We start from the raw sequence: 11767 nt of genomic DNA on the forward strand, positions 1-11767 counted from the left end.
CTCAATGCTCCCGGCTGGCGAAGTCGATACGCGGATCGACCAGGGTGTAGGTGAGGTCGCCGATCAGTTTCACCACCAGCCCCAGCAGGGTGAAAATGAACAGTGTGCCGAACACCACCGGGTAGTCGCGGTTGATCGCCGCTTCAAAGCTCATCAGGCCCAGGCCGTCGAGGGAGAAGATCACTTCCACCAGCAACGAGCCGGTGAAGAAAATCCCGATGAACGCCGACGGGAACCCGGCGATCACCAGCAGCATCGCGTTACGGAACACATGGCCGTAGAGCACGCGGTGGTTGGTCAGGCCCTTGGCCTTGGCGGTGATTACATACTGCTTGTTGATCTCGTCGAGAAAGCTGTTCTTTGTCAGCAGCGTCATGGTCGCGAAGTTGCCGATCACCAGCGCGGTGATGGGCAACGCCAGGTGCCAGAAGTAATCGAGCACCTTGCCGCCCCAGCTCAACTCATCGAAGTTGTTGGACGTGAGCCCGCGCAAAGGGAACCAGTCAAAATAACTGCCGCCGGCAAACACCACGATCAGCAGGATCGCAAACAGGAACGCCGGGATCGCATAACCGACGATGATTGCCGAACTGGTCCACACATCGAAATGGCTGCCATGTCGCGTGGCCTTGGCGATCCCCAGTGGGATCGACACCAGGTACATGATCAGCGTGCTCCATAACCCCAGGGAGATCGATACCGGCATCTTTTCCTTGATCAGGTCGATGACCTTGGCGTCACGGAAGAAACTGTCGCCGAAATCCAGCCGGGCGTAGTTCTTGACCATGATCCACAAGCGTTCCGGCGCCGATTTGTCGAAGCCGTACATCTTTTCGATTTCCTTGATCAGCGCCGGGTCCAGGCCCTGGGCGCCACGATAGCTGCTGGAACCGGCCACCGAGACTTCGGCGCCGCCACCGGCAATACGGCTGGTGGCGCCTTCAAAGCCTTCGAGCTTGGCGATCATCTGCTCCACCGGGCCACCGGGGGCGGCCTGGATGATGATGAAGTTGATCAGCAGGATCCCGAACAGCGTCGGGATGATCAGCAACAGGCGGCGAACAATATAGGCCAGCATTTAATCGCCTCCGCTCGCCGCATCGGCGCTCGTGTTTGTGTTCGCGTCTGAGGTGACGGCAGGTTTTACGTTGGGTTTTGCCCACCAGGTGGCGGTGCCCACGTCATAGCGTGGCGGGGTTTTCGGATGGCCGAGGTGGTCCCAGTACGCCACGCGGAAGGTCTTGATGTGCCAATTTGGGATCACGTAGTAGCCGAACTGCAGTACACGGTCCAGGGCCCTGGCATGGGCGATCAGGCTTTTGCGCGAGTCGGCGTCGATCAGTTCTTCCACCAGTTGGTCGACTGCCGGGTCCTTGAGGCCCATGTAGTTGCGGCTGCCAGGTTTGTCGGCGCTGGAAGACTTCCAGAACTCCCGTTGTTCGTTACCCGGCGAAGTGGACTGCGGGAAGCTGCCCACCATCATGTCGAAGTCCCGGGAGCGGACACGGTTGACGAACTGCGAGACGTCCACCCGGCGGATCACCAGGTCGATGCCCAGGTCCGCCAGGTTGCGCTTGAAGGGCAGCAGGATGCGCTCGAACTCGGTCTGTGCCAGCAGGAACTCGATGGTCACCGGTTTGCCCGTGGTGTCGACCATCTTGTCGTCAACGATGCGCCAGCCGGCCTCCTGCAGCAGTTGGTAGGCCTCGCGTTGCTGGGCGCGGATCATGCCGCTGGCGTCGGTTCTGGCCGGCTCGAAGGCCTGGGTGAAGACTTCGGCCGGGATTTTGTCGCGCAGGGGTTCGAGGATTTTCAGTTCATCCGGGCCGGGCAGGCCAGTGGCGGCCATTTCGGAGTTTTCGAAGTAACTGCGGGTGCGGGTGTAGGCGCCGTTGAACAGCTGTTTGTTGCTCCATTCGAAGTCCAGCAACAGGCTGATGGCCTTGCGCACACGCACGTCCTGGAACATCGGCTTGCGTGTATTGAACACAAAACCTTGCATGCCGGTGGGGTTGCCGTTGGGAATTTCTTCCTTGATCAACCGGCCCTCGGTCACGGCCGGAATGTTGTAGGCGTTGGCCCAGTTCTTGGCGCTGAATTCCAGCCAGTAGTCGAACTGCCCGGCCTTCAAGGCTTCCAGGGACACGGTGCTGTCGCGGTAGTAGTCGGTGATGCGGTTATCGAAATTGTAGAAACCCTTGGTGATCGGCAGGTCCTTGGCCCAGTAGTCCTTGACCCGCTCGTAGCGGATCATGCGCCCGGCCTTGACCTCGGCCACCTTGTACGGCCCGCTGCCCAGGGGCACTTCCAGGTTGCCCTTGGCAAAGTCCCGCGTGGCCCACCAATGCTTGGGCAGCACCGGCAGTTGCCCGAGGATCAGCGGCAATTCGCGGTTGTTGGTGCGCTTGAACTTGAACAGCACCCGCAGGGGGGCTTCGGCGATCACTTCATCGACATCGGCGTAGTAGGTGCGGTAGATCGGCGAGCCTTCCTTGATCAGTTCCTGGAAGGTGAACACCACGTCTTCGGCACGGATCGGGTGGCCGTCGTGGAAACGCGCTTCGGGGCGCAGGTAGAAACGCACCCAGCTGTTGTCCGGGGCTTTTTCGATCTTGCCGGCGACCAGGCCGTACTCGGTGATGGGTTCGTCCAGGCTCTGCATGGCCAGGGTGTCGTAGATCAGGCTGACGTTGTCGGCGGGCACGCCCTTGCTGATAAACGGGTTGAGGCTGTCGAAGCCGCCCATGCTCGACTCGCGGAAAGTGCCGCCCTTGGGTGCATCCGGGTTGACGTAGTCGAAGTGCTTGAAGTCGGCGGGGTATTTCGGCGGCTCGTTGTAGAGCGTCAGTGCGTGTTGCGGGGCGGCATGGGCTGTGGTGCACAGCAACAGGCTGCCGAGCAGTACGTTGCGCAAATACATCATTGGGCTTTCTCCGAAGCTTTCAGCCACCACGCGCTCAGGCCCAGGCTGTAGGGCGGCGTGGCGACGAAGGCGAACCGGTTGCGGTACGCCAGGCGATGATAGTTGAGGTACCAGTTGGGAATGCTGTAGTGCTGCCACAGCAGCACCCGGTCCAGGGCGCGGCCGGCAGCCAGTTGTTCTTCGCGGGTCTGGGCCGCCAGGAGTTGTTCCAGCAGGTGATCGACAATGGGGTTGGCGATGCCCGCATAGTTCTTGCTGCCCTTGATCGCGGCCTGACTGGAGTGGAAGTATTGCCACTGCTCCAGGCCGGGGCTCAAGGTCTGGTTGAGGGTGATCAGGATCATGTCGAAGTCGAATTGATCCAGGCGTTGCTTGTACTGGGCGCGGTCGACGGTGCGCAGGCGTGCGTCGATGCCGATGCTGATCAGGTTCTCGACATAGGGCTGCAGGATGCGCTCCAGGTTCGGGTTGACCAGCAGGATCTCGAAGCGCAGCGGTTGCCCGTCCTTGTTGAGCAGGCGTTGGCCCGACAACTTCCACCCGGCTTCGCCCAGCAGCGCCAGGGCACGGCGCAGGGTTTCACGGGGGATGCCGCGCCCATCGGTCTGGGGCAGGCTGAAGGCTTGGGTAAACAGGTTGGGCGGCAGCTGTTCGCGGTAGGGGGAGAGCATCAGCCATTCATGGCCGGTTGGAACACCGGTAGCGGCGAATTCGCTGTTGGGGTAGTAGCTGAGCGTGCGTTTGTAGGCGCTGCTGAACAGGGTGCGGTTGGTCCACTCGAAGTCGAACATCAGCCCCAGGGCTTCACGCACCTTGGTCTGACTGAAGGTTGGCCGGCGCGTGTTCATGAACAGGCCCTGGCTCTGGGTCGGGATCTGGTGGGCGATCTGCGCCTTGATCACCTCGCCACGGTTGATCGCTGGGAAGTTGTAGCCATTGGCCCAGTTCTTGGCCTGGTGCTCGATGTAAATGTCGAACTCACCGGCCTTGAACGCTTCGAAGGCTACGTCGCTGTCGCGGTAGAACTCCACCTCGACCTTGTCGTAGTTATAGAAGCCCTGGTTGACCGGCAAGTCTTTGCCCCAGTAATCCTTGACCCGTTCAAACACCAACTGGCGTCCAGGGGTGACCTTGCTGATGCGGTACGGCCCGCTGCCCAGGGGCGGTTCGAAGGTGGTCGCCTTGAAGTCGCGGTTCTTCCAATAGTGTTGGGGCAATACCGGCAACTCGCCCAGGCGCAGGATCAGCAACGGGTTGCCGGCGCGCTTGAACACAAAGCGGATGCGATGACGGTTGAGGATGTCCACCCGCGCCACTTCCTGCAGGTTGGTGCGGTACTGCGGGTGGCCTTCGGTCAGCAGGGTGCGATAGGAAAACGCCACGTCATACGCGGTGATCGGCTTGCCATCGTGAAAGCGCGCTTCCGGGCGCAGGTTGAACACCACCCAACTGCGGTCCTCGCTGTATTCCACCGACTGGGCAATCAGCCCATAGCTGGAGGTCGGTTCATCGCCGGACGGCGCGTACTGACCGGTGCCGACCATCAACGGCTCGTTCAGCTCATTGACGCCGTATTGCAGGAAGTTGGGGGTGGAAACCGGGCTTGAGCCCTTGAACGTATAGGGGTTGAGGGTATCGAAGGTGCCAAATGCCATGACCCGCAAGGTCCCGCCTTTCGGCGCTGCAGGGTTTACCCAATCGAAGTGGGTGAATTTGGCCGGGTACTTGAGCGTGCCGAACTGCGTATAACCGTGGCTCTCGGTTATCGTCGCGTTCGCACCAAAGCTCAAGGCCAGACTTATTAGTAGAAGGAGGGGACGCTTCAAGTCAGGGATCCGATCCAGGCGGCTTGGGCTTTATGATCGGTACAGTAACAGCTTGTTCCGGTTGGAAAAAGCCGGTTGGGAACACTGGAGATCCAATGTGGGAGGGGGCTTGCCCCCGATGGCTGTGTATCAGTAGGTACATAGGCTGACTGACACACTGCTATCGGGGGCGAGCCCCCTCCCACATTGGTTCTACCGTGTTCTTAAAACCTTAGCGCGGCCCGGAAACCACCAGCATCTGCCCCGGCTTCAGCGCCTGGCCAGTACGCGGGTTCCAACGCTTGAGATGCTGCATCTCGACGTTGAAGCGCTTGGCGACGATGTACAGCGAATCGCCCTTCTTGACCTTGTACTGCACCGGCTTCTTGCTGTCGGCCTTGGCCACCAGCTTGCGGGTGTCCTGCATCACCAGGGTCTGGCCGACCTTGAGTGCCTGGCCGTTGAGCTTGTTCCAGCGCTGCAGGTCGTGCACATCGACCTTGTTCGCCTTGGCGATCAGCGTGAGATTGTCGCCATTGCGCACCTTGTAGCTGCGAGTACGCCCGGCCACCCGTGCGGTCTCAACTTCGTCGAACACCTGTTTTTTCGGGCGCATCGCCAGCAATTCTTCCGGCTTCATCGTCGAAAGAGTGCTGGTGAGCAATTGCGCCTTGGAGCTGGGGACCAGCAGATGCTGCGGGCCATCCAGGGTGGTGCGTTGCTTGAGGGCGGGGTTGAGCTGGAACAGTTCGTCTTCGTCGATCTCGGCCAGCGCGGCAACCCGGGACAGGTCCATGCTTTGCTTGACTTCAACCACTTCGAAGTACGGCGTGTTGGCAATCGGGTTCAGGTTGACGCCATAAGCCTCGGGTGCCAGTACCACTTGGGACAGCGCCAGGAACTTGGGCACATAGTCCTTGGTTTCCTGGGGCAGGGGCAGGTTCCAGTAGTCGGTGGGCAGGCCGAGCTTCTCGTTGCGCTCGATGGCCCGGCTCACCGTGCCTTCGCCGGCGTTATAGGCGGCCAGGGCCAGCAACCAGTCGCCGTTGAACATATCGTGCAGACGGGTCAGGTAGTCGAGGGCGGCGGTGGTGGAGGCGGTGATATCGCGGCGGCCGTCGTAGGCGCGGGTCTGGCGCAGGTTGAAGTAGCGCCCGGTGGAGGGGATGAACTGCCACAGGCCGACGGCATCGCTGCGCGAATAGGCCATCGGGTTGTAGGCACTTTCGATCACTGGCAGCAGCGCCAGCTCCAGGGGCATGTTGCGTTCTTCAAGGCGTTCGACGATGTAATGAATGTAGAGGCTGCCGCGTTCACCGGCGTTCTCCAGGAAGGACGGGTTGCTGGCGAACCACAGGCGTTGTTGCTCGATGCGCGGGTTGACACCCACGTTGTCCTGCAATTGAAAGCCCCGGCGCATGCGTTCCCAGACGTCCTGGGGCACTTCTGGAGCAGGTTTCTCTGAAAGCCAGATGACGGGTTTCTGTTTGATCTTGGCGGCAAGGTTGGGCTTGGGTTGCACGGTGGATTGTGCGGCGAAATTGGTCGATTGGCAGCCCGCCAGCGTGGCGGACACAGCCACCGCCACAGCTTGAGCCAGGCGGGTCAATGCGTCTGAATGGTTGGATTTACGAATAGATGACGACATTGGCTGGAAGTAAGTTCCGGGCAAAAATGTCGGGCGATTCTAGAAAGCACTTTGGTTTCGGTCAACCATTCAGAAATTACGTATCAGATTGCATCGTCTTAGAACTTATCTTTCCACGCCCTCAAGCTAGCAAACACCTCGGCCCCAGAGCGGTTGTCACGGCCATTCCGTTCGTCCGCTTTTTGTTTAACAGATGTTTCAGAGGTACGCAGGAAGGGGTTGGTACGCTTTTCCAGGGCCAGGTTGGAAGGCAGCGTTATCTCGCCCCGGGCCCGCAGTTGACGGACGTTTTCCACCCGTTCGGAGATGTCGGCATTCTGCGGTTCCACCGCCTGGGCAAACTTGAGGTTACTTTGTGTGTATTCGTGGGTGCAGTACACCAGGGTGTCGGCGGGCAGGGCGGCCAGGCGCTCGAGGGAGGTGTGCATCTGCTCCGGCGTGCCCTCGAACAGGCGGCCACAGCCGGCGGCGAACAGGGTGTCGCCACAGAACAGCACGCCCTGGTGGTAGAAGGCGATATGGCCCAGGGTGTGGCCGGGCACGGCATAGACGTCGAAGTCCCAGCCCAGCACGCTGATGCGGTCGTTATCCTGCAGGGCGATGTCCCGCGCCGGGATCGTCTCGTTGGCCGGACCGTACACCTTGGCGTCGGTCACACGCTTGAGTTGCTCGACACCCCCGACATGATCGTGGTGATGGTGGGTAATCAGGATGTCGCTGAGGGTCCACGTCGGGTTTTGCTTGAGCCAGGCCAGTACCGGCGCGGCATCGCCGGGATCGACCACGGCGCAACGTTGGGTTTGCTGGTCCTGCAACAACCAGATGTAGTTGTCGGTGAAGGCGGGCAGGGCACTGATCTGTATCATTCTTCGATTCGCCAAGCTGAACACATTGGTGCATCTTAGAACGTCTAGGCGAGTTGGAGAATGCAATGACTGATAAAGCGTTCGCCCAGGCCGATCCTGAGTGGCTGGCCCTGATCGGCGCAGCCCGTGAATGGCTGTCCGGGCCCATCGGGCAATTTCTGCTGGATGAAGAACGGCGCATGCTCGAAGACGAGTTGGGCCGTTTCTTTGGCGGCTACCTGGTGCATTACGGCCCGTCGGCCCAGACCCCGCCCGCCGCACCCCAGGTGCAACGCAATGTGCGCCTGGGCGCGCCGTTGCCGGGGGTGGAGATTGTCTGCGAGGAGCAGGCCTGGCCGTTGAGCGAGCACGCCGCCGATGTGGTGGTGTTGCAGCATGGCCTGGATTTCTGCCTGTCGCCCCACGGTCTGTTGCGTGAAGCGGCGAGCAGTGTGCGCCCTGGTGGCCATTTGCTGATTGTCGGCATCAACCCTTGGAGCAGTTGGGGGCTGCGGCATGTGTTCGCCCATGATGGCCTGCGCCAGGCGCGCTGCATCTCGCCCTCACGGGTCGGGGACTGGCTGAACCTGCTGGGCTTCGCACTGGAGAAACGCCGCTTCGGGTGCTATCGTCCGCCGCTTGCCTCGGCCAAGTGGCAAGGCCGTCTGGCCGGTTGGGAACGCCGCGCAGGGGCCTGGCAATTGTCGGGGGGCGGCTTCTATTTATTGGTGGCGCGCAAGATCGTGGTCGGCCTGCGGCCGGTGCGCCAGGTGCTGCGCCAGCCCATGGGCAAACTGGTGCCGATGCCGATGGCCAAGGTCAACCGCAAGCAAAGCGAACCGTAGAACTTTTTGATTTCAGACCTGCCTGTTTTGATGGATGTAACCGATGACCGATAGCGTAGAACTCTTCACCGATGGCGCCTGCAAGGGCAACCCCGGCCCCGGCGGCTGGGGCGCCTTGCTGGTGTGCAAGGGCGTAGAGAAGGAGTTGTGGGGCGGCGAAGCCAACACCACCAACAACCGCATGGAACTGATGGGCGCCATTCGCGGCCTGGAAGAACTCAAGCGCCGCTGCAACGTGCTGCTGGTCACCGACTCGCAATACGTGATGAAAGGCATCAACGAGTGGATGGTCAACTGGAAGAAGCGCGGCTGGAAGACCGCGGCCAAGGAGCCGGTCAAGAATGCCGACCTATGGCAATTGCTCGATGAGCAATGCAACCGCCATGACATCACCTGGAAATGGGTGCGCGGGCACATCGGCCATCCGGGGAACGAGCGCGCCGATCAGCTTGCCAATAGAGGTGTGGACGAAGTGCGGGGCTACAAGCAGAGCTGATGTTGGCTGACGTGTTAACATCGCGCCCCTTGACTCACACCACACTGCACACCACACCGTTGAGAGCTGAACCCTGATGGCCATCCGATCTGTTGTACTCGATACCGAAACCACCGGCATGCCGGTGACTGACGGCCACCGGATCATTGAAATCGGCTGTGTCGAACTCATGGGGCGGCGCCTCACCGGTCGTCACTTCCACGTCTACCTGCAACCGGACCGCGACAGTGACGAAGGCGCCATCGGCGTCCACGGCATCACCGACGAGTTCCTCAAGGGCAAGCCGCGTTTCGCCGAAGTGGCCGATGAGTTCTTCGAGTTCATCAACGGCGCCCAGTTGATCATCCATAACGCGGCGTTCGACGTCGGCTTCATCAATAACGAATTTGCCCTGATGGGGCAGATGGATCGCGCGGACATTTCCCAGCACTGCTCGATCCTCGACACCTTGATGATGGCCCGTGAGCGTCACCCGGGCCAGCGCAACAGCCTCGATGCCTTGTGCAAACGTTATGGCGTCGACAACTCCGGCCGTGAACTCCACGGCGCCTTGCTCGACTCCGAGATTCTCGCCGACGTTTACCTGACCATGACTGGCGGGCAGACCAGCTTGTCACTGGCGGGAAACGCCTCCGATGGGGCCGGCTCGGCGGAAGGCTCGGGCAACCGCCCTTCGGAAATCCGTCGCCTGCCGGCGGATCGCAAGCCCTCCACCATCATCCGTGCCAGCGAGCAGGATCTGGCCGAGCATGCGGCGCGGTTGGAGGCTATTGCCAAGTCGGCGGGTGCGCCGGCGTTGTGGACCCAACTAACACAACAATAGCCCTGGCTGTACGCGATCAAAAATGTGGAGGGGGCGGTCTCCATTGCTTTCAAAATCTTCATTCGCGTCATCGTCCCCGAGCTTCTACCCTTGAGTGCATAGCCCTCAGGACGACAAGCACTCATGTACAAAGACCTGAAGTTTCCCGTGCTTATCGTGCACCGCGACATCAAGGCCGACACTGTTGCCGGTGACCGGGTTCGCGGCATCGCCCGAGAGTTGGAACAAGAGGGCTTCAGTATCTTTTCTGCCGTGGACTACGCCGAAGGCCGGCTGGTGGCCTCGACCCATCACGGCCTGGCGTGCATGCTGATTGCCGCCGAAGGCGCCGGTGAGAACACCCACCTGCTGCAAAATATGGTCGAGCTGATTCGCCTGGCCCGCCTGCGGGCGCCGAACCTGCCGATCTTTGCCCTGGGCGAGCAGGTCACCTTGGAGAACGCGCCGGCCGATGCCATGAGTGAACTCAACCAACTGCGTGGCATTCTCTACCTGTTCGAAGACACCGTGCCGTTTCTCGCCCGCCAAGTGGCCCGTGCTGCCCGCACTTACCTGGATGGTCTGCTGCCGCCATTCTTCAAGGCCCTCGTGCAACACACGGCAGACTCCAACTATTCCTGGCACACCCCCGGACACGGCGGTGGCGTGGCCTATCGTAAAAGCCCGGTAGGGCAGGCGTTTCATCAGTTCTTCGGAGAAAACACCCTGCGCTCGGACTTGTCGGTCTCAGTGCCCGAACTGGGTTCGCTGCTCGATCACACCGGGCCCCTGGCCGAAGCCGAGGCCCGTGCGGCGCGTAACTTCGGGGCTGACCATACCTTCTTCGTGATCAATGGCACGTCCACCGCCAACAAGATCGTCTGGCATTCCATGGTCGGGCGCGATGACCTGGTGCTGGTGGACCGCAACTGCCACAAGTCGGTGTTGCACTCGATCATCATGACCGGTGCCATCCCGCTGTACCTGTGCCCGGAACGCAACGAGCTGGGCATCATCGGTCCGATTCCCCTGAGCGAATTCAGCCCCGAATCGATCCGCGCCAAGATCGACGCCAGCCCCTTGACCCGTGGCCGGCCACCCAAGGTAAAGCTGGCCGTGGTCACCAACTCCACCTACGACGGCCTGTGCTACAACGCCGAGCTGATCAAGCAGCAATTGGGCAACAGTGTCGAGGTGCTGCACTTCGACGAAGCCTGGTACGCCTACGCGGCCTTCCACGAGTTCTTTGCCGGGCGCTACGGCATGGGCACCTCGCGCACCCCGGACAGCCCACTGGTGTTCACCACTCACTCCACCCATAAGCTGCTGGCGGCGTTCAGCCAGGCTTCGATGATCCATGTACAGGACGGCGGCGCCCGCCAACTGGACCGTGACCGTTTCAACGAAGCCTTCATGATGCATATCTCCACCTCGCCGCAGTACAGCATCATCGCCTCGTTGGACGTGGCCTCGGCGATGATGGAAGGCCCGGCCGGGCGCTCGCTGCTGCAGGAAATGTTCGACGAGGCCCTGAGTTTTCGCCGCGCCCTGGCCAACCTGCGCCAACACATTGCCGCCGAAGACTGGTGGTTCTCCATCTGGCAGCCGCCGTCGGTGGCGGGCATCGACCGCGTCGCCACGGCGGATTGGCTGCTGCAACCGCAGGATGACTGGCACGGCTTCGGTGATGTAGCCGAAGACTACGTGCTGCTGGACCCGATCAAAGTGACCCTGGTAATGCCCGGCCTCACTGCCGGCGGCGCCTTGAGCGATTGCGGGATTCCCGCCGCCGTGGTCAGCAAATTCCTCTGGGAGCGTGGGCTAGTGGTGGAAAAGACCGGGCTGTATTCGTTCCTCGTGTTGTTTTCCATGGGCATCACCAAGGGCAAATGGAGTACCTTGCTCACCGAGTTGCTGGAGTTCAAGCGCAGTTACGACGCGAATGTCAGCCTCGCCAGTTGTTTGCCATCGGTGTTTGCCCAGGGCCCGGCCCGTTATCAGGGCTTGGGTTTGCGCGACTTGTGCGACCAATTGCACAGCTGTTACCGCACCAACGCCACCGCCAAGCACCTCAAGCGCATGTACACGGTGTTGCCGGAAATCGCGATGAAACCGGCCGACGCCTATGACCAATTGGTAAGGGGCGAAGTGGAGGCAGTCTCCATTGATGCCTTGCCAGGACGCATTGCAGCCGTGATGCTGGTGCCTTATCCGCCGGGCATTCCGTTGATCATGCCGGGCGAGCGCTTTACCGAGTCGACCCGGTCGATCATTGACTACCTGGCGTTTGCCCGGACGTTCGATAGCAGTTTTCCCGGTTTTGTTGCCGATGTTCACGGGTTACAACACGAAGATGACGGCAGTGGTCGTTGTTACACCGTCGATTGCATCAAGGGTTAAGGA

At 60.9% G+C, this 11767-nt stretch carries 9 protein-coding genes; 4 read left to right on the top strand and 5 right to left on the bottom strand.

The features are described 5' to 3' along the window. Position 1: 1 nt before the first annotated feature. From ACHPFG_RS13875 to gloB, 5 genes are all read right to left on the bottom strand, one after another. Positions 2 to 1078, bottom strand: coding sequence for a microcin C ABC transporter permease YejB (locus ACHPFG_RS13875; protein ID WP_027606500.1), 1077 nt, complete (start codon positions 1076 to 1078; stop codon positions 2 to 4). After that, positions 1079 to 2923 carry an extracellular solute-binding protein gene (locus tag ACHPFG_RS13880; protein ID WP_431703102.1) on the bottom strand — a complete coding sequence of 615 codons (1845 nt, stop codon included), beginning with the start codon at positions 2921 to 2923 and terminating at the stop codon, positions 1079 to 1081. After that, positions 2920 to 4749, bottom strand: coding sequence for an extracellular solute-binding protein (locus ACHPFG_RS13885; RefSeq protein WP_167655456.1), 1830 nt, complete (start codon positions 4747 to 4749; stop codon positions 2920 to 2922). Before ACHPFG_RS13885 ends, ACHPFG_RS13880 begins: the two co-directional genes overlap by 4 nt. A gap of 211 nt (positions 4750 to 4960) precedes the next feature. Then, complete coding sequence (locus tag ACHPFG_RS13890; protein ID WP_053134930.1) at positions 4961 to 6376, bottom strand: lytic transglycosylase domain-containing protein; 1416 nt, start codon at positions 6374 to 6376, stop codon at positions 4961 to 4963. 98 nt (positions 6377 to 6474) lie between these two features. Beyond that, the gene (gene gloB, locus ACHPFG_RS13895; RefSeq protein WP_431703105.1) at positions 6475 to 7242 is read right to left on the bottom strand and encodes a hydroxyacylglutathione hydrolase; all 768 of its coding nucleotides are present in this window, start codon (positions 7240 to 7242) and stop codon (positions 6475 to 6477) included. Between the two features lie 65 nt (positions 7243 to 7307). Between gloB and ACHPFG_RS13900 the strand changes: the two genes are divergently transcribed. The 4 genes from ACHPFG_RS13900 (at position 7308) to ACHPFG_RS13915 (ending at position 11764) form a co-directional block, all read left to right on the top strand. Then, a complete protein-coding gene (locus ACHPFG_RS13900; protein ID WP_115486254.1) occupies positions 7308 to 8066 on the top strand; it encodes a class I SAM-dependent methyltransferase in 759 nt (252 codons plus the stop codon). A 43-nt stretch (positions 8067 to 8109) separates the two neighbouring features. Then, positions 8110 to 8562 (top strand): ribonuclease HI, encoded by a 453-nt coding sequence (rnhA, locus tag ACHPFG_RS13905; protein WP_003173571.1) that lies wholly within the window; start codon positions 8110 to 8112, stop codon positions 8560 to 8562. Between the two features lie 82 nt (positions 8563 to 8644). Beyond that, entirely contained in the window at positions 8645 to 9385 is a 741-nt protein-coding gene (dnaQ, locus tag ACHPFG_RS13910) for a DNA polymerase III subunit epsilon (protein WP_431703471.1), read from the top strand. 123 nt (positions 9386 to 9508) lie between these two features. Beyond that, positions 9509 to 11764, top strand: a complete 2256-nt coding sequence (locus ACHPFG_RS13915) for an Orn/Lys/Arg decarboxylase N-terminal domain-containing protein (RefSeq protein WP_431703108.1) — start codon at positions 9509 to 9511, stop codon at positions 11762 to 11764. Positions 11765 to 11767 lie beyond the last annotated feature (3 nt).

It is taken from the genome of Pseudomonas sp. BR20 (assembly GCF_050780135.1).
Classification (GTDB): Bacteria; Pseudomonadota; Gammaproteobacteria; order Pseudomonadales; family Pseudomonadaceae; genus Aquipseudomonas.